This is a genomic window from Achromobacter sp. RT286_PF, assembly GCF_059760425.1.
Genome location: NZ_JCBAMR010000032.1, coordinates 38,847 through 56,542 on the forward strand (window position 1 = coordinate 38,847; position 17,696 = coordinate 56,542).

General features: G+C 65.7%; 18 protein-coding genes. 14 read left to right on the plus strand and 4 right to left on the minus strand.

The window, feature by feature from the left end:
• Positions 1-47 precede the first annotated feature (47 nt).
• Positions 48-2,414, plus strand: a complete 2,367-nt coding sequence (ppsA, locus tag AC6LJY_RS21435) for a phosphoenolpyruvate synthase (RefSeq protein ID WP_104145645.1) — start codon at positions 48-50, stop codon at positions 2,412-2,414.
• A gap of 85 nt (positions 2,415-2,499) precedes the next feature.
• Here ppsA and AC6LJY_RS21440 read toward each other — a convergent pair whose 3' ends face one another.
• Positions 2,500-3,441 (minus strand): bifunctional transcriptional activator/DNA repair enzyme AdaA, encoded by a 942-nt coding sequence (locus tag AC6LJY_RS21440; protein WP_498136700.1) that lies wholly within the window; start codon positions 3,439-3,441, stop codon positions 2,500-2,502.
• Between the two features lie 94 nt (positions 3,442-3,535).
• A complete protein-coding gene (locus AC6LJY_RS21445; protein ID WP_120155036.1) occupies positions 3,536-4,273 on the minus strand; it encodes a glutamine amidotransferase in 738 nt (245 codons plus the stop codon).
• A 168-nt stretch (positions 4,274-4,441) separates the two neighbouring features.
• Between AC6LJY_RS21445 and AC6LJY_RS21450 the strand changes: the two genes are divergently transcribed.
• From AC6LJY_RS21450 to AC6LJY_RS21460, 3 genes are all read left to right on the plus strand, one after another.
• Positions 4,442-4,879 carry an NfeD family protein gene (locus tag AC6LJY_RS21450; RefSeq protein ID WP_046807170.1) on the plus strand — a complete coding sequence of 146 codons (438 nt, stop codon included), beginning with the start codon at positions 4,442-4,444 and terminating at the stop codon, positions 4,877-4,879.
• An 87-nt stretch (positions 4,880-4,966) separates the two neighbouring features.
• Entirely contained in the window at positions 4,967-5,893 is a 927-nt protein-coding gene (locus AC6LJY_RS21455; protein ID WP_046807169.1) for an SPFH domain-containing protein, read from the plus strand.
• 25 nt (positions 5,894-5,918) lie between these two features.
• Positions 5,919-7,106, plus strand: coding sequence for a diguanylate cyclase (locus AC6LJY_RS21460; RefSeq protein WP_314364256.1), 1,188 nt, complete (start codon positions 5,919-5,921; stop codon positions 7,104-7,106).
• 1 nt (position 7,107) lies between these two features.
• Here AC6LJY_RS21460 and smpB read toward each other — a convergent pair whose 3' ends face one another.
• Positions 7,108-7,638, minus strand: a complete 531-nt coding sequence (gene smpB, locus AC6LJY_RS21465; RefSeq protein WP_255444759.1) for an SsrA-binding protein SmpB — start codon at positions 7,636-7,638, stop codon at positions 7,108-7,110.
• 69 nt (positions 7,639-7,707) lie between these two features.
• Here smpB and AC6LJY_RS21470 point away from each other — a divergent pair, with 69 nt between their 5' ends.
• The 7 genes from AC6LJY_RS21470 (at position 7,708) to AC6LJY_RS21500 (ending at position 13,432) form a co-directional block, all read left to right on the plus strand.
• Complete coding sequence (locus tag AC6LJY_RS21470) at positions 7,708-8,142, plus strand: type II toxin-antitoxin system RatA family toxin (RefSeq protein WP_046807167.1); 435 nt, start codon at positions 7,708-7,710, stop codon at positions 8,140-8,142.
• Positions 8,132-8,479, plus strand: coding sequence for an RnfH family protein (locus tag AC6LJY_RS21475; RefSeq protein ID WP_104145647.1), 348 nt, complete (start codon positions 8,132-8,134; stop codon positions 8,477-8,479). The genes AC6LJY_RS21470 and AC6LJY_RS21475 overlap by 11 nt, the downstream gene beginning before the upstream one ends.
• A gap of 292 nt (positions 8,480-8,771) precedes the next feature.
• A complete protein-coding gene (locus tag AC6LJY_RS21480) occupies positions 8,772-9,926 on the plus strand; it encodes an acyl-CoA dehydrogenase family protein (RefSeq protein WP_046807165.1) in 1,155 nt (384 codons plus the stop codon).
• Positions 9,923-11,098, plus strand: coding sequence for an enoyl-CoA hydratase/isomerase family protein (locus AC6LJY_RS21485; RefSeq protein WP_046807164.1), 1,176 nt, complete (start codon positions 9,923-9,925; stop codon positions 11,096-11,098). Before AC6LJY_RS21480 ends, AC6LJY_RS21485 begins: the two co-directional genes overlap by 4 nt.
• A 235-nt stretch (positions 11,099-11,333) precedes the next feature.
• Positions 11,334-12,224, plus strand: a complete 891-nt coding sequence (gene mmsB, locus AC6LJY_RS21490; protein WP_046807163.1) for a 3-hydroxyisobutyrate dehydrogenase — start codon at positions 11,334-11,336, stop codon at positions 12,222-12,224.
• A gap of 1 nt (position 12,225) precedes the next feature.
• Complete coding sequence (locus AC6LJY_RS21495) at positions 12,226-12,663, plus strand: PaaI family thioesterase (protein WP_104145648.1); 438 nt, start codon at positions 12,226-12,228, stop codon at positions 12,661-12,663.
• Between the two features lie 79 nt (positions 12,664-12,742).
• Positions 12,743-13,432: a VIT1/CCC1 transporter family protein gene (locus tag AC6LJY_RS21500; protein WP_046807161.1), complete on the plus strand. Its 690-nt coding sequence runs from the start codon at positions 12,743-12,745 to the stop codon at positions 13,430-13,432.
• A gap of 189 nt (positions 13,433-13,621) precedes the next feature.
• Here AC6LJY_RS21500 and ygfZ read toward each other — a convergent pair whose 3' ends face one another.
• Positions 13,622-14,650 (minus strand): CAF17-like 4Fe-4S cluster assembly/insertion protein YgfZ, encoded by a 1,029-nt coding sequence (gene ygfZ / locus AC6LJY_RS21505; protein ID WP_046807160.1) that lies wholly within the window; start codon positions 14,648-14,650, stop codon positions 13,622-13,624.
• A 154-nt stretch (positions 14,651-14,804) separates the two neighbouring features.
• On the opposite strand from ygfZ, the gene mltG reads away from it, so the two are divergent.
• From mltG to holB, 3 genes are read left to right on the plus strand one after another with little or no spacing between them, the layout of a single operon-like run.
• On the plus strand, positions 14,805-15,965 hold the full coding sequence (mltG, locus tag AC6LJY_RS21510) for an endolytic transglycosylase MltG (protein WP_498136701.1): 1,161 nt from the start codon (positions 14,805-14,807) through the stop codon (positions 15,963-15,965).
• The gene (tmk, locus tag AC6LJY_RS21515; RefSeq protein ID WP_498136702.1) at positions 15,962-16,585 is read left to right on the plus strand and encodes a dTMP kinase; all 624 of its coding nucleotides are present in this window, start codon (positions 15,962-15,964) and stop codon (positions 16,583-16,585) included. The genes mltG and tmk overlap by 4 nt, the downstream gene beginning before the upstream one ends.
• Positions 16,582-17,631 carry a DNA polymerase III subunit delta' gene (gene holB / locus AC6LJY_RS21520; RefSeq protein WP_046806813.1) on the plus strand — a complete coding sequence of 350 codons (1,050 nt, stop codon included), beginning with the start codon at positions 16,582-16,584 and terminating at the stop codon, positions 17,629-17,631. Before tmk ends, holB begins: the two co-directional genes overlap by 4 nt.
• The last annotated feature ends 65 nt before the right edge of the window (positions 17,632-17,696 follow it).

Genomic DNA, 17,696 nt, shown 5'->3' on the forward strand with positions numbered 1-17,696 from the left:
GTGCTTTGACCTAACTCGCTTTCATTCCATTGTAAAAGGTGACTTCAATGTCGTATGTTGTTTTGTTCGAGCAGCTCCGCATGACGGACGTGGACTCGGTAGGAGGCAAGAACGCATCACTAGGCGAAATGATCAGCCAGCTGTCTGGCGCGGGCGTCCGCGTGCCGGGCGGCTTTGCCACGACCGCCGACGCCTTCCGTGATTTTCTGAAGGCCTCGGGCCTGGACAAGCGCATCGCTGAACGCCTGACCACGCTGAACCCCGAAGACGTGCGCGAGCTGGCCACCGCCGGCGCGCAGATCCGCCAATGGATCGTCGAAGCGCCGTTCTCGGCCGAATTCGAAGCACAAATCCGCGAAGCCTTTGCCAAGCTCGACGCTGACGGCAAGGGCTCGTTTGCCGTGCGCTCGTCCGCCACGGCGGAAGACCTGCCCGATGCGTCCTTCGCCGGCCAGCAGGAAACCTTCCTGAACGTTGTGGGCATCGACGACGTGCTGGACAAGATCCGCCACGTGTTCGCCTCGCTGTACAACGACCGCGCCATTTCCTATCGCGTGCACAAGGGCTACGCCCACGCCGATGTGGCCTTGTCGGCCGGCATCCAGCGCATGGTGCGTTCCGACAAGGGCAGCGCCGGCGTCATGTTCACCATCGACACCGAATCGGGCTTTGAAGACGTGGTGTTCATCACGTCGTCCTACGGCCTGGGCGAAACCGTCGTGCAAGGCGCCGTCAACCCCGACGAGTTCTACGTCTTCAAGCCCACGCTGGCCCAAGGCAAGTTCCCCATCGTCGGCCGCCGCATCGGTTCCAAGCTGATCAAGATGGAATTCGACCCCGAGCGTCCGGAAGGCCGCGCGGTGCGTACCGTTGACGTGCCCGTGTCCGAGCGCAACCGCTATTCGCTGACCGACGACGAAGTCAACGAACTGGCTCGCTACGCCGTCATCATCGAGCAGCACTACAAGCGCCCGATGGACATCGAATGGGGCCGTGACGGCGTTGACGGCAAGATCTACATCCTGCAAGCGCGCCCGGAAACGGTGAAGTCGCAGCAGGGCGTGAACGACGTGCAGCAGCGTTACCGCCTGAAGGCCACCGGCCAGGTCCTGATTACCGGCCGCGCGATCGGCCAGAAGATCGGCGCCGGCCCCGTGCGCGTGGTGGGCGACATCTCCGACATGGACAAGGTCCAGCCGGGCGATGTGCTGGTCACCGACATGACCGATCCCAACTGGGAACCCGTGATGAAGCGCGCGTCGGCCATCGTCACGAACCGTGGCGGCCGTACCTGCCACGCGGCGATCATCGCGCGCGAACTGGGCATTCCGGCGGTGGTGGGTTGCGGCAACGCCACCGACCTGCTCAAGGAAGGCCAGGCCGTGACCGTGTCTTGCGCGGAAGGCGACGAAGGCCGCATCTATGACGGCCTGATCGAAACCGAAGTCGAAGAAGTGCGCCGTGGCGAAATGCCCGCCATCGATCTGAAGATCATGATGAACGTGGGCAACCCCCAGCTGGCGTTCGACTTTGCGCAAATTCCCAACGGCGGCGTCGGCCTGGCGCGTCTGGAATTCATCATCAACAACAACATCGGCATCCACCCGAAGGCAGTCCTGGACTACCCGAACGTGGACGGCGAACTGAAGAAGGCCGTTGAATCGGCTGCCCGTGGGCACGCCAGCCCGCGCGCGTTCTTCGTTGAAAAGATGGCCGAAGGCGTGGCGACGATTGCCGCTGCGTTCTACCCGAAGCCGGTCATCGTGCGCATGTCGGACTTCAAGTCCAACGAATACCGCAAGCTGGTGGGCGGTTCGCGCTACGAGCCCGAGGAAGAGAACCCCATGCTGGGCTTCCGTGGCGCTTCGCGCTACATCGCCGAGGACTTCGCCGAGTGCTTCCGCATGGAATGCGAAGCGCTCAAGAAGGTTCGCGACGACATGGGCCTGACCAACGTTGAAATCATGGTGCCGTTCGTGCGCACGCTGGGTCAGGCCGAAAAGGTCGTGAACCTGCTGGCCAAGCATGGCCTGGCTCGCGGTGAAAACGGCCTGAAGCTGATCATGATGTGCGAAGTGCCGTCCAACGCCATCCTGGCCGACGAATTCCTGCAATTCTTCGACGGCTTCTCGATCGGTTCCAACGACATGACCCAGCTCACGCTGGGCCTGGACCGCGATTCCGGCATGGAGCTCCTGGCTGCCGACTTCGACGAACGCGACGAAGCCGTGAAGTTCATGCTGCGCCGCGCGATCAAGGCTTGCCTGGCCGCCAACAAGTACGTGGGCATTTGCGGTCAAGGCCCCAGCGACCACCCCGACTTCGCGCAATGGCTCAAGGACGAAGGCATTTTGTCGATGTCGCTCAACCCGGATACGGTTGTCGACACCTGGCAGCGTCTGGCCAAGCAATAAGCGCCTGGCCCGTTCCAATAAAAAACCCCGCGTCCGATCAGGATGCGGGGTTTTTTCTTTGGCGCACGATGCGGGGGCGGGTGTGCTACGCCGCTTTCAATTCCCGCGCGATCAATTCCCGCTTGCGATCGATGCCCCAGCGGTAACCCGCCATGGACCCGTCCGTGCGCACCACGCGGTGGCACGGGATGGCCAGCGCAATGGAGTTGGTGGCGCAGGCGCGCGCCACCGCCCGCACGGCGCTGGGCGCACCGATGCGTTCGGCCACTTGCGTGTAGGTGACCGTGGTGCCCACCGGAATGTCGCGCAGTGCTTCCCATACCCGGCGCTGAAAGGCGGTGCCGCGCACGTCCAGCGGCAGGTCCAGCCCGCGCGACGGGTCTTCGACGAAGCTCACCACGGCGGCCACCCAGGTCTCAAACTCGGCATCCGCCCCGATCAGGCGGGCGGCCTTGAAGCGGTCTTGCAGGTTGCGGACCAGGTGTTCCGGGTCGGCGTCCAGCGAAATGTCGCAGATGCCCGTGCCGGTGGCCGCCACCAGCAAGGCGCCCAGCGAGCACTGCGCCACGGCGAAGCGGATGTCGAGGCCTTCGCCGTTCTTGCGAAAGGCGGTGGGCGTCATGCCCAGGATGGCGGGGGCGGCTTCGTAGAACCGGCCGCTGGAATTGAAGCCGGCGTCGTACATCGCGTCGGTGACGCTGGCGCTGCTTTCCAGTTGCTGGCGCGCGCGGGCGGCGCGCAGCGCGTTGGCGTAGGCCTTGGGCGTGATGCCGGTGGCTGCCTTGAATACGCGGTGAAAGTGAAAGCGGCTCATGCCGGCTTGTTCGGCCAGCGTGGACAGGTCGGGCGGCTGCTCGGCCTCAAGGGCGCGGCAGGCGCGTTCGACGACGGCGGCATGCTGTTTGCTTAACAGCTCTTTGCTTACAAGCTGTTTGCTTACTAGCTGTTTGCTTAAACCGGCTGCGGCTGCGGCTGCGGCTGCGGCTGCGGCGGGCGGCTGCTTGCTTGCGGCGGCGATGGGGCTCATCGAAGACTCCTGACATGCGCGTAATGGATTGCGCTTTAGGTTCATGGTCTCAGTTGCCGACTAGCTTCGCACTCCGGATGTTGCGCGCCGCCGTTCAGGCCGGCGCGTAAGCGTCCAGGAAGCGGCGCAGCAGCCCCCCGGCCACGGGCGTGGCGCGCACGTTCGCGGTCAGGTCGGGAAGGTCCAGGTTTTCCGCCGCGTAACGCCGGCCATAGCGATCCAGGTGGGCGCGAATGAAGTCGGGGCCAAATTCGGGATGGAACTGGGTCGAAAACACATTGCGGCCGATGCGGATCATCTGGTGTTCGTCCAGGTCCGAGCGCGCCAGCACGGCCGAGCCGGGCGGCGGCTGCAACACGGTCTGGGCATGCAGCATCTGGGCGGGAAACGTGCCGGGCAGGCCGGCCAGCAACTTATCGCCCGAGGCCGGCGGCAGCAGCTCGACGGTTTGCGTGCCGACTTCGCGGCCGGCCGGGTTGTAGCCCACCTTGCCGCCCAGCGCATAAGCCAGCAACTGGTGGCCGTAGCACACGCCGAACATGGGCAGCTCGGCGGCGGCGGCCTCGCGCAGCCAGGCGGCCGTGTCTTCGCTCCAGGGTTCCTTATCGGTAACCATGGCGGGCGATCCGGTGATGAGTGCGGCGCGATAGCGCGCTGGCGATTGTGGGCGCTGGCCTTCGTGCACGGCAACGATTTCAACCGCGTCGGCCGTCAGGCCGGCGGCCTGGGTCAGTTGTTCGGCATAGCCGCCGAACTGGCTTTTAAGCGTGTCGTCCGGATCGCCGGTATGCAGGATCAGGACGGGTAGGGCGGAAGGTGTTGCAGCGGTCATGGATCGATGTGCTTGAAAAAGCGGACGCCGGCCATCCGGGTGGGATCGTCGCGTCAGGCGCACATCATAATCCAGCGCCGCAGGACCGAGGCCAACGGGCTTTCCCGTTACGTCCCGGAAATACGTACAATCCGCTCACGAATCATCCTTTCAGGCGACGTTAAGACTATGTGGATCTGGCTGGGACTGGCCGCGCTGGCCCTTATCGGGGAGTTGGCGACGGGTACTTTCTATTTGCTGCTGGTGGCCTTGGGGCTGGCGGCGGCCGGCGCTGCCGCGTGGCTTGGCACTGGGCTTGAATGGCAATTGGTGGCGTGCGGCGTGGTCTTGATGCTGGGCCTGTTGGCGCTGCGCAAGACGCGCGTGCTGAAAAAGCGCGAGGTCAATTCGGCGCGCAACGCCGACGTGAACCTGGACATCGGCCAGACGGTTTCCGTGGAATCGTGGTCAGAACAGCGCACGGCGCGTGTCTGGTATCGCGGCGCGCACTGGCAGGCCGAACTGGCCCCGGGGCATGCGCCCCACGCCGGAGAACACACCATTACCGAACTGCGTGGCTCGACCCTGGTGCTCAAGCCTACGGGTGCGCCGGGTTCAACCAGGTAAGACCGGCTCGCGCCTCGCGCGGCCCGCAGCAGGCGTCCGGGGCTTGTTGTCCGACGCCATCGCATTAACTCAGAAGAGGTTTCAATCATGATCGATACATCCACTATCGTCCTGCTCGTCGTCGTCGCGCTGGCGATCCTGATCGTCATCAAGTCGATCGCCATCGTGCCGCAACAGCACGCCTGGGTGGTCGAACGCCTGGGCAAGTTCGACCGTGTCTTGTCGCCGGGTGCCGGTTTTGTCATCCCCTTCATCGAACGCGTGTCCTACAAGCATTCGCTAAAGGAAATCCCGCTGGACGTGCCCAGCCAGGTCTGCATCACGCGTGACAACACGCAGCTGCAAGTGGACGGCGTGCTGTATTTCCAGGTGACCGACCCGATGCGCGCATCGTATGGTTCGTCGAACTACATTTCGGCCATCACGCAGCTGGCGCAGACCACCTTGCGCTCGGTCATCGGCAAGATGGAACTGGACCGCACGTTCGAAGAACGCGATTCGATCAACAGCAACATCGTGTCGTCGCTGGACGAAGCCGCGCTGAACTGGGGCGTGAAGGTGCTGCGCTACGAGATCAAGGATTTGACGCCGCCCAACGAAATCCTGCGTTCGATGCAGGCGCAGATCACCGCCGAACGTGAAAAGCGCGCGCTGATCGCGGCCTCGGAAGGCCGCCGCCAGGAACAGATCAACATCGCCACCGGCGAACGTGAAGCCGCCATTGCCCGCTCCGAAGGCGAGAAGCAGGCACAGATCAACCAGGCGCAGGGCGAGGCCGCCGCGGTGCTGGCCATTGCCGAAGCCACCGCCAAGGCCATTACCCAAGTGGCCGATGCCGTGCGTCAGCCGGGCGGCATGGAAGCGGTGAACCTGAAGGTGGCCGAGCGCTACGTCGAGGCATTCGCCAACGTGGCCAAGGAAGGCAACACGCTGATCCTGCCGGCCAACATGTCCGACGTGGGCGGCATGATCGCCTCGGCCATGACCATCGTGAAGTCCACGCGCAACACCTGATACCGCGCCTAGCGGCGCGCCGCCCATGATCGCTCCCGTTAATTTGCTTCTGATAGCAGCACTGGCGGGGGTGCTATCGCTCTGCGTGCTGGGGTCGCTGGCTCGCAGCGGCATGGCCGGCATCCGCGAAACCATACGCGCCAACTTGCTTACGCTGTTGGCGTTTTTTACGTTTGCGCTTCAGAACACATCGGCGCCCTGGCTGGTGTCGGTTGTGGTGCCCAACGCGGCCGTGGGCCTGGCGCTGTTTTCCTATTACTCGGGCGTGCGGCGCTTGCTGGGGCTTAGCGTACCCAAGCACCTGATGACGCTGGCATGCCTGGTGGCGCTGGTGGTGTTGCTGGCCTATACGTATGTGGACTGGCGCATCGGCCCGCGCATCGTGGCGATGTCGCTGCTGCAAATGGGCTTTCTGATTGCGGTGGCCGTCACCGTCCAGCGCAATATGCCGATGCATCGTTCGCGCTACAGCTATCGCTTCGTGTGGGCCGTGGCGCTGATCTCGGCCGCCGTCTGTGCGTTGCGGGCCGCGATCTACGCGCTGGACCTGGCGCTGCCCGAATCCTTGATGGAACCAAACGTCTGGAACATCGCCTTCCTGACGCTGGGCGTGCTGATCATGCCGTGCCTGACGCTGGGCACCATCATGATCATCCACGACCGCATGCTGGCCGACCGCGAGCAAGAGGCCAACACCGATTTTCTGACGGGCCTGATGTCGCGCAAGGCGTGGTGGTTGCAGGCCGAACGCTATTGCGCGCAGGCGCTACGCACGCGGCGTCCGCTGACCCTGCTGCTATTGGACATCGACCATTTCAAGCGCATCAACGACACGCATGGCCATGTGGCGGGCGATGCCGTGCTGCGCCATTTTGGCCTGCTGGCCACCGCCACCTTGCGCACGGGCGACCATGTCGGGCGCGTGGGCGGTGAGGAGTTCGGGGTGTTGTTTCCGGATATGCGCGGCGACGCCGTGCTGGATGTGGCGGCGCGCTTGCTCGATTCCGTGCGGCGCACGCCTTGCGCGCATGGCGGCAGCACCATTTCGTACACGTTCAGCGCGGGCGTGGCCGAATGGGTGCCCGGCGAAAACCTGCAAGTGTTTTTCGAACGCGCCGACCGCAAGCTCTATGCCGCCAAGGCGGCGGGGCGCAACCGCATCGTGGGGCCGGCCGAGCAGGCAGAGCGCCTGGTCATGCCGGCCGCGGCCTGAATCAATCGTCTTTGTCTTTGCGGGGCGCGCGCGTGTCGTGCTTCATGATGCGTTCTTTCTCGCGCTGCCAGTCTTTTTCGCGGGCGGTGTCGCGCTTGTCGAACAGCTTCTTGCCCCGGCCCAGCGCGAAGTCCAGCTTGATGCGGCCATTCTTGTAGTGCAGGTTCAGCGGCACCAGCGTGTAGCCGCGCTGCTCGACCTTGCCGATCAGCTTGCTGATTTCTTCGGCCTTGAGCAGCAGCTTGCGCGTGCGCATGGCATCGGGGTGGATGTGGGTGGACGCCGTGGGCAGCGGGCTGACGTGCATGCCCAGCAGGTACAGTTCACCATCGCGTACGATGACGTAGCTTTCCTTGAGCTGCACGCGGCCGTCGCGAATCGCTTTGACTTCCCAGCCTTGCAGGACAAGGCCGGCTTCATAGCGGTCTTCGATGAAATAGTCGTGCGTGGCCTTGCGGTTGTCGATAATGCTCATAACGCCTTTTTGCGCATAACGCCTTTTTTGCTCATAACGGCAATTTGCGGGCTGCAAAGCGCCACATTAGGCTCATGTTGCGCGGTGCCGGTAAAATCTTGCCATTCTAGCCATTTGCGATAGTCGATGCACAAAGTACAACGATCCGTCCTGGTGCCTTACAGCGCCGCCCAGATGTTCGACCTGGTTGCCGACGTGGAGAAGTACCCCGAGTTCATGCCGTGGTGCGGCGGGGCCGAGGTGCAAAGCCGCGACGAACATGGCATGCAGGCCTCTATCCTGATCAGTTTCGCGGGCATGAAGCAGCGCTTCACCACGCGCAATACCCACGTCTATCCCGACCGGATCGACCTGGAACTGGTGGATGGCCCGTTCTCCAGCCTGGTCGGGCACTGGGAATTCCAGGCGCTGGCCGAAGATGCCTGCAAAGTCCTGTTCACCATGGAATACGCGTTTTCGAACCGCGCGCTGGAAATGGTGGTGGGGCCGGTGTTCAACCGCATTGCCACCAGCTTTATTGATTCCTTCACCAAGCGGGCGCAGGCCAAATATGGCGAATGAGCCCTCTGACGCGGCGTTGCTGAACGTCAGCGTTTGCTATGCCTTGCCCGGCCACGTGTGGCTGCGCGAACTGCGTCTGCCTGACGGTGCCACGGTAGCGGACGCGCTGGCGGCCAGCGGGTTTGCGCAGGCGTTTCCGGTGGTGCAGCCCTGGGAACGCGGGGTGGGCGTGTTTGGCCGCGCCGCCGAACCGCAATCCCGGCTGGCCGAGGGCGACCGCGTCGAAATCTACCGCGGCCTGAGCTTCGACCCCAAGGAATCGCGCCGCCGCCGCGCCGAACACCGTCGGACCAAGACGGCCAAGAACGGCCGGGTTCGGCCCGCGGGCTTGCTGTAGGCCGCTTTCTGTAGGCTGCTTTGTGCAGGCCGCCTTGTGCAGGCCACCTTGTGCAGGCCACATTGTGCAGACCACCTTCCGCAGGCTGCTCTCCGGGCCGGGCCGGCGCCGCCGGACATTGTCACCAACAAGACAAATACCGCCCCGGCATCCGGCGTAACATAAACGCGGTTTCATATTTACGTTTACGTTAACGTCATGCCAGAATCCATCTTGCCACGGCGATGGGCGGGCGTTCACGAGACGACCCGCAACGCCAACAGACAATACCGACACCAACAGGAGACAGGTTGTGGACTTGGAACTGACCGACGAGCAGCGCGCGTTTGCGCAAGCCGCCCGCGACTACGCCGAGGGCGAACTGGCCCCTCACGCCGCGCGCTGGGACGCTGAAGGCATTTTTCCGCGCGAGGCCTTCGCCCGGGCGGGCGAAATGGGCTTTTGCGCCATCTACGCCAGCGAAGAAATCGGCGGCCTGGGCCTGCCGCGCCTGGACGCCACCCTGGTGTTCGAGGAAATGGCCGCCGTGGACCCGTCCACGACTGCGTTCCTGACGATACACAACATGGCCACCTGGATGGTCGGAAAATGGGGCCAGCCCGCGCTGCGGGAGGCTTGGGGCCCGCTCTTGGCCAGCGGCCAGAAACTGGCTTCTTACTGCCTGACCGAACCGGGCGCCGGATCGGACGCCGCGTCCCTGTCCACGCGCGCGCAGCGCCAGGGTGACGACTACGTGCTGAACGGCGCCAAGGCGTTCATTTCGGGCGGGGGCGACACGGACCTGCTGGTCGTCATGGCACGCACGGGCGGCGAGGGGGCGGGCGGTATCAGCGCGTTTGCCGTGCCCGCCGACAGCCCCGGCATCAGCTACGGCCGCAAAGAAGAAAAAATGGGCTGGAACAGCCAGTCCACCCGCCCCATCACTTTTGAAAACGTCCGCGTGCCGGCCGCCAACCTGCTGGGCCAGGAAGGCGAAGGCTTCAAGATCGCCATGAAGGGCCTGGACGGCGGGCGCATCAATATTGGCACTTGCTCGGTGGGCGCGGCCCAGGGCGCGCTGGACGCGGCCCGCCGCTACATGGACGAACGCCGGCAGTTCAACCGCCGCCTGGCGGAATTCCAGGCGCTGCAATTCAAGCTGGCGGACATGGCCACCCACCTGGTGGCGGCACGCCAGATGGTGCGGCTGGCTGCCTGCAAGCTGGACGGCGGCGCGCCGGACGCGGCCACCTATTGCGCCATGGCCAAGCGCTTCGCTACCGACATGGGCTTTCAGATCTGCCTGGACGCGCAACAGATTCATGGCGGTTACGGATACTTGAAGGACTATCCCTTGGAGCGTCTGGTGCGCGATACTCGCGTTCATCAGATTCTGGAGGGCACCAACGAGATCATGCGCGTGATCATTGCCCGCCAATTGTTGGAAAAAGGAGCCGACATAAGATGAATGCACCGGTGTTGTTCGAAGAAAGAAGCGCGGCGAACGGCATGCGGTTCGGGATTGCGACGCTGAACGCGCCGCAGACCCTGAACGGCCTGTCGCTGGAAATGGTGGACTTGCTGGCAGAGCGCCTGGACCAATGGGCGCGCGATCCGGGCGTGGCCCTGGTGGTCTTGCAAGGCGCGGGCGAAAAGGCCTTCTGCGCGGGCGGCGACCTGCACGGCCTGTACCGCAGCATGACCGAAAACGCGGGTAAAAGCGGCTGGAGCAACGCCTACGCGCGCCGCTTCTTCGAGCACGAATACCGGCTGGACTACCGCATTCACACGTATCCGAAACCCGTGCTGTGCTGGGGCCACGGCATCGTCATGGGCGGCGGCATCGGCCTGATGATGGGCGCCAGCCATCGCGTTGTCAGCGAAAGTTCGCGCCTGGCGATGCCGGAAGTCTCGATCGGCCTGTTCCCGGACGTGGGCGGCAGCTGGCTGCTGAACCGCATGCCGGGCCGCATCGGCCTGTTCCTGGCGCTGACCGGCGCGCAGATGAACACGGCGGACGCGTTCTTTGCGGGCCTGGCGGACTTCCGCCTGAACCACGCCGACTGGCCGCGCCTGCTGGCGTCGCTGGAAGAGCAGCCGTGGGCGGGCAAGCCGGCCGGCGCCTCGGACGAGGCCATGGCGCCGCGCTCCATCAACGACGGCCTGCTGCGCCGCGCGCTTACCGCGCTGGAACCGCAAACGCCGCTGGAACCCGGCCACCTGCGCCAGCATTCGTTCCTGATCAACAATCTGTGCACGGGCAACCGGCTGGACGAGATCTACGAAGAGCTGGCGCTGCTGAAAGACCATGAAGACCCCTGGCTGGCGCGCGCCGCGACGACCATGTTGGCCGGTTCCCCCGGTTCGGTACGCCTGGCCTTCGCCTTGCAGCAGCGCATGCGCCTGCGGTCGCTGGACGACGTGTTCCGCGCCGAATACATCGCGGCGCTGGCGTGCACAGCCCATGGTGATTTTGCCGAGGGCATCCGCGCCTTGCTGATCGACAAGGACAAGAAGCCGCGCTGGAACCCCGCAGTGATCGACGTCGCAACCGACGCCTGGGTGCAAAAGTTTTTCGAGGAACCCTGGCGCGAGGGCGAGCCGCATCCCTTGGCCGACCTGGGACAGGAAGGGCGCTGATTGTCTCGGCCGGCCCGTACGCGCGGGTCGGCGTGCCGCGCATACCCCGCCGAGGAACCTCCGCGTAGCCTCGCTTACCCGCGTATCCCGATAGACGAGCCGCGCCCGTCATGCAGGTCACGATGAATCCATACCTAAAGCAAGAACAACAGCAACAGCAACAGCAATAGCAATAGCAATAGCAATAGCAAGCCATAGCCATAGCCATAGCCATAGCACCAGGAGACAAAACATCATGAGCAGTATCGCGTTTATCGGTTTGGGCAACATGGGCGCGCCCATGGCATTGAATCTGATCAAGGCCGGACATAGCCTGACGGTCTTTGACCTGGTGCCGGCAGCGGTGAAGCTGCTGACCGATGCCGGCGCCAGCGCCGCGGCATCGGCGGCGGAAGCGGTCAAGGGCGCGGACGTTGTCGTGACCATGCTGCCCGCCAGCAAGCACGTCGAAGGGCTGTACCTGGACCACGACCTGCTGGGCAAGATTTCGGCCAGCGCGCTGGTCATCGATTGCAGCACCATCGCGCCGGACACGGCCCGCAAGGTGGCGCAGGCCGCCGAGGCGCGTGGCATTGCCATGATCGACGCGCCGGTCTCCGGCGGCACGGCGGGCGCGGCGGCAGGCACGTTGACGTTCATTGTGGGCGGCCCCGCGGCCGCGCTGGAGCGCGCCCGGCCCGTGCTGGAAAAAATGGGCAAGAACATCTTTCATGCCGGCCCCGGCGGCGCGGGCCAGGTGGCCAAGATCTGCAACAACATGCTGCTCGGCATCCTGATGGCCGGTACGTCCGAGGCCCTGGCGCTGGGCGTGGCCAACGGGCTGGACCCCAAGGTGCTGTCGGACATCATCGCCAAGAGCTCGGGCCGCAACTGGGCGACCGAGCTCTACAACCCGTGGCCGGGCGTGATGGACCATGCGCCCGCGTCCAAGGGCTACGCCGGCGGTTTCGGCGTGGACCTGATGCTGAAGGACCTGGGCCTGGCCGCCGAGGCCGCGCTGTCCACGCGCGCCTCAATCCCGCTGGGCGAGCTGGCCCGCAACCTGTATTCGCTGCATAGCGCGGGCGGCTCGGGCAAGCTGGATTTCTCCAGTATCGTCAACCTGGTCAAGCGCGAGCAAGACTGACATGGCCGCGCCGCAAGCGTCGGCTGATCCCGCCGCGCGGGTCAAGGCCAGCTTCGACCAGCAGACCGTCATGCGGCTGCTGGGCGCGCGGCTGGATGTGGTGGAGCCGGGCAGGGTGGACATCGGGCTGCCTTACCGGGCCGATCTTTGCCAGCAAAACGGCTTTCTGCACGCCGGCATCTCCACCACGATTGCGGACAGCGCGGGCGGTTACGCCGCCTACACGCTGTTTGGCCCGGGTGAAGACGTACTGACCTCGGAGTTCAAGATGAACTTCCTGGCGCCCGCCAAGGGCGACCGCTACGTGGCCAGCGGCCGCGTGGTCAAGCCGGGCAAACGTCTGTCGATCTGCCAGGTGGAAGTACATGCCTACGAAGGTGAGCAAGCCACGCTTTGCGTGATAGGCTTGCTCACCGCGGTGCGCGTGACACCGCGATGACTCCGGCGCGTCACGCGCCTGGCCCTTTCATGGGGCAGGTGCGTGTCGCGCTTGTCACGCGTTGCATGGGTACCGGGTAATGCCAGCCAAAGAACATCACCGAATTTTCCGCAGTAACTGGCTGCGTGCCGCCGTGCTGGGCGCCAATGACGGCATCGTGTCCACCGCCAGCCTGATCACCGGGGTGGCCGCCGCGCAGGCCTCGCATGGCGCAATCCTGACGTCGGGCCTGGCGGGGCTGGTGGCCGGCGCCTTATCGATGGCGGCCGGCGAATACGTGTCCGTCCGGTCACAGGCCGACACCGAAGCGGCCGACCTGCGGATGGAACAGCGCTCGCTGAAGGGCAACTCGGAAGAAGAGCTTGCCGAACTGATCGATATCTATGTAGACCGGGGCTTGACCCGGCAGCTGGCGACGCAGGTGGCGCGGCAACTGACCCGCCATGACGCGCTGGACGCGCATGCGCGCGATGAACTAGGCATTTCCGTTCATAACCGCGCGCGGCCCGTGCAGGCGGCCGTGGCGTCCGCCGCGTCGTTCGCGGGCGGCGCGGCGCTGCCTTTGGTCGTGGCCGTGGTGGCGCCGGTGCCGCAACTGATCGGCTGGGTAATCGGCGCGTCGGTGCTCTGTCTGGCCGGCTTGGGCACGCTGGCCGCGCAGGCGGGCGGGGCGCCCAAGGGGCCCGCCGCGCTACGCGTGACGCTGTTGGGCGCTTTTGCAATGGCGGCAACGGCAGGCGTCGGCGCGCTGTTTGGGGTGGCGGTCTGACGTTATGTGGGACGGCGGTCTGACGTTATGTGGGACACGCGGCGGCGCAGAGCACGCCGCGTCCGCGTGCCACGGCGCAAAGCACGCCGCGTCCGGTTCCCGCGGCGCAAAGCGCGCCCGCGTCCGGTTGCCACCGCGTATTGCCGCAACGCGCCGCCGGCCCTGGCGCGCGTCCGCGTCCGCCTTAACTCAAGGCGTAATGGAATACGGCAGCGGCCCAACGTTGATGCGCGGGCCGTCCTCGGCGCCCAGGCGCAGGTCCCCCTGGGGCAGCGCGGCAAGCGTGGTTTCGAACAGCACTGAAGCCACGCCGGCTTCGCTGGCGGCATCCACGACGCGGCCGATGGGCTCGCCCGGCTGGGTGGCGTCGAACACGTCCACGCCGGCCAGCGCCGCGCTTTGCCCGCCCGCTTGCTCGCCGGCCTGATCAATGGTGCCGTACGCCATGCGCCGCTTCACGGTGCCACGGTAATGGCTGCGCGCCACCACTTCCTGGCCCGGGTAACAGCCCTTGGTGAAGCTCACGCCCTGAACCAGCTCCAGGTTGACGGTCTGCGGGATGAATACGTCCTGCGTCGCCGAGGCAATCCACGGAATGCCCGCGGCAAGATCAGCCACCTGCCAATGCGTAGCGGGCGCCAGGCTTAGCGCGCCGGCCAATGCCGAAGACTGGGCCAGTTGTTCGTCCGAAGCAATCCACCACCAGCGCAGGCGGGTATCGGCCGACGGGGCGGCGATCCAGGTGCCCGACGGCAGGTCTACGCGCTGCCACGGTGCGCGCGGCAGGGCGCCAGTCACGGCTTCCAGGGCGGCGGCTTGTTCGGTGGTGGCCTGCACACCCGCCACGTTCAAGGCGGTTGCGGCCAGCTTGACCTTGGCGCGCAGCACGAACATGGACAGGCGCTTGAGCAACGCTTCGGAAAGGTCGCGGCGGACCAGCCCATACAGTTGCGGGGCGTCGTCGGCGCCGGGGGCGGCGCGCCACATGACCAGGGTGGCCAGAAGGCGGCCCTTGGCCGTGCAGTAGCCCGCCAGGCGGGCGGTGTCCAGCGGCAGGCCGGTAACGTCTTGCGTCAGTTGGCCGTGTAGGAAAGGAAGTGCGTCGGCGCCGGACGCGCTGAAGACCAGAAAATCATCCAGCGGCGCGCACGGAGCGGACGGGGCACCCGTCGCGCAACCTTCGGCGCTGGCAGGAATCGAAGAATAGAAAGCGTGCATGGCGGCGGTGTGATCACGTCATCAAAGTGCAGATGATAGCCGCCTTCACCGCGTCATTGGCCCCTTGCCCACGCCGCGCAAAGGGCCGCCCCATAACGTCTGGCCCCGGTTTTGCCACGACAGGTCCGCGCGATCCATTAAACTTCTGGGACTTATGAAGAAGCGACTCCGTTTTTACGTCTTGTGGTCATTCCTGCTGATCGTGATCGCCGCCGCCGCAGCGGTTGGCGCCGCCTGGAGCTGGATGCATCGACCCATGCATCTACCCGCCGACAGAATCGACTTTGTGGTGGACCCGGGCAGTAGCCCGCGCACGGTCGCGCGCGCGCTGAACGCCGTGGGCGTGCCCATCTGGGAGCCCGGCTTTGTCTGGATGGCGCGCCTGTCCGAGCAGGACAAACTGCTGAAGGCGGGCGGCTATCAGGCCATCAATGGCGACTCGCCCTGGCAACTGCTGGAACGCATGGCGCGGGGCGACATGACCCAGCGCCAGATCACCTTTCTTGAGGGCTGGACGTTCCGCCAGATCCGCCAGGCGCTGCGCGAGCACCCCGACGTCAAGCAGACGCTGGGCGAAGTCAGCGACGAAGAGCTGATGACGCGCCTGGGTTCCGACATCAAGCACCCCGAAGGGCTGTTTTTTCCCGACACCTACATCTTTACCCCGGGCAGCACCGACTACGACCTGCTGCGCCGTTCCTATCAGGAAGGCCAGCGCATTTTGCAGGACACCTGGGCCAAGCGGCAGGCGGACCTGCCGGTCGCCACGCCTTACGAGGCCTTGGTGCTGGCGTCCATCATCGAAAAGGAAACGGGGCACGGGCCGGACCGCCGCCGTGTGTCCGGCGTGTTCACCAACCGCCTGAAGATCGGCATGCTGTTGCAAACCGACCCCACTGTGATCTACGGCATGGGCGACGCCTACCAGGGCCGTATCCGCAAGCGTGATTTGCAGACCGATACGCCGTGGAATACCTACACGCGACCCGGCCTGCCGCCCACGCCCATCGCGGCGGCAGGCAGGGCGGCGCTGCTGGCGGCGGTGCAGCCCGAGCAACACAAGTACCTGTTCTTCGTGTCGCGCGGCAATGGCACCAGCGAATTTGCCGAGAACCTGTCCGGCCACAATCGCAACGTGTCGCGCTACATCCTGGGCCAGGGCGCCCGCCCGACCCCGAACCCGACGCCGACGCCTACGCCGAGCCCCGCGTTGACGCCCGCGACCCCCCCGGCCACCGCGCCCGTCACCGTGCCGGACGGCCCCGGCGCGGCGACGGACTCCGAAACCGACACACCTGAAGGACAAGACCAATGACCTCTCGCGGACGCTTCATTACGCTGGAGGGCGTGGACGGCGCCGGCAAAAGCACGCATACCGACTGGATCGCGGACTTCCTGCGCAGCCAGGGGCTGGACGTGGTCTCCACGCGCGAGCCGGGCGGCACGCCCCTGGGCGAAAAGCTGCGCGCGCTGGTACTGACCGATCAGATGGGCCTGGATACCGAAACCCTGCTGATGTTCGCGGCGCGCTGCGAACACGTGCGGCAAGTCATCGAACCGGCCCTGGCGCGTGGCGCCTGGGTGGTGTGCGACCGCTATACCGACGCCACTTACGCCTACCAGGGCGGCGGCCGCGAGTTGGGCGCCGAGCGGGTCGCCGTGCTGGAACAATGGATGCACGCGGGCCAACCCGATCGCACCTGGCTGTTCGACGTTCCCCTGGAAGTGGCGCGCGCCCGGCTGGCCGATGCGCGCGAGCCCGATCGCTTCGAACGCGAAGGCGCCGCCTTCTTCGAGCGCACCCGGCAGGCGTATCACGCCCGCGCCCAGGCTAACCCCGACCGCATCCACATCATCGACTCCACCCGGTCCATCGCCCAGATCCGCACGGAACTGGAAGCCGGGCTGCGGGCGTTGCTGGCTGTGACGACATGAGCGCGCCCCAGTTCCTGCCGTGGCAGATGGAGACGGCGCGTGCCTGGCTGGGCAACCGCGACCGCTTTGCGCACGCTTGGCTGGTGCACGGCCTGGCCGGCATCGGCAAGCTGGATTTCGCGATTGCCGCCGCTGCCAGCCTGCTGTGCGAAACCCCCGATAACGGCCTGGCCTGCGGCCACTGCGCCGCCTGTGCCTGGTTTGCCAGCGGCAACCACCCCGATCTGCGCCGCATCCGCCCCGAAGCCGTGGCCGTGGAAGAGGGCGCGGACGCCGCCGAGCCTGCCGAGGACGCCGAACCGACTTCGGGCGCGGCCAAGCGAGCCCCGTCCAAGGAAATTCGCATCGACCAGATCCGGTCGCTGGAGTCCTGGTTCAACACCGCCACGCACCGGGGCGGATGGCGCGTGGCGCTGCTGTACCCGGCGCACGCGCTGAACGTGGTGTCGTCCAACGCCTTGCTCAAGGTGCTGGAAGAACCCCCTCCCCATACCGTTTTCCTGCTGGTTGCCGACGCGCCTGACCGCCTGCTGCCCACGCTGGTATCGCGCTGTCGGCGCTTGCCCTTGCCGGCGCCCGACCCCGATACCGCGCTGCAATGGCTGCGTGCGCAGAACGTAGAGCCGGCGCGGGAATGGCTGGCGGCCGCGGGCGGCGCGCCGCTGGCTGCGTTGCGGCTGGCGCAGGCGGGCGATACGCCTTGCCCGCCGTGGCTGTCGCAACTGATCAACCCCTTGGCGCAGGGGCAGGCGCCCGATGTCGGCACGATGGCCGAAACGCTGGAAAAGGTGCCGGCCACGGAATGGATCGACGCCTTGCAGCGCCTGTATACGGATCTGATGCTGGCCAGCGCCGGCGCGCCCGTGCGGTACTTTCCGGCGTTGGGCGCGGGCGTGGCCAAGGTGGCCGCGCGCATGAACACGGCCCGCGTGGCCGAGGCGGCGCGCTGGCTGACGCGGCAGCGCGCGCTGGCCACCCACCCGTTGAACGCCAAGCTTTTCGCGCACGCCACCCTGCAACGCGTGGTGCTATCCTGCCAGGCGTAAGTCCCTGATTCAGCGGCGCTTTGTCTGTTGCGATTCCCTTTCGCACCGGCCGCGCCGCGATCACT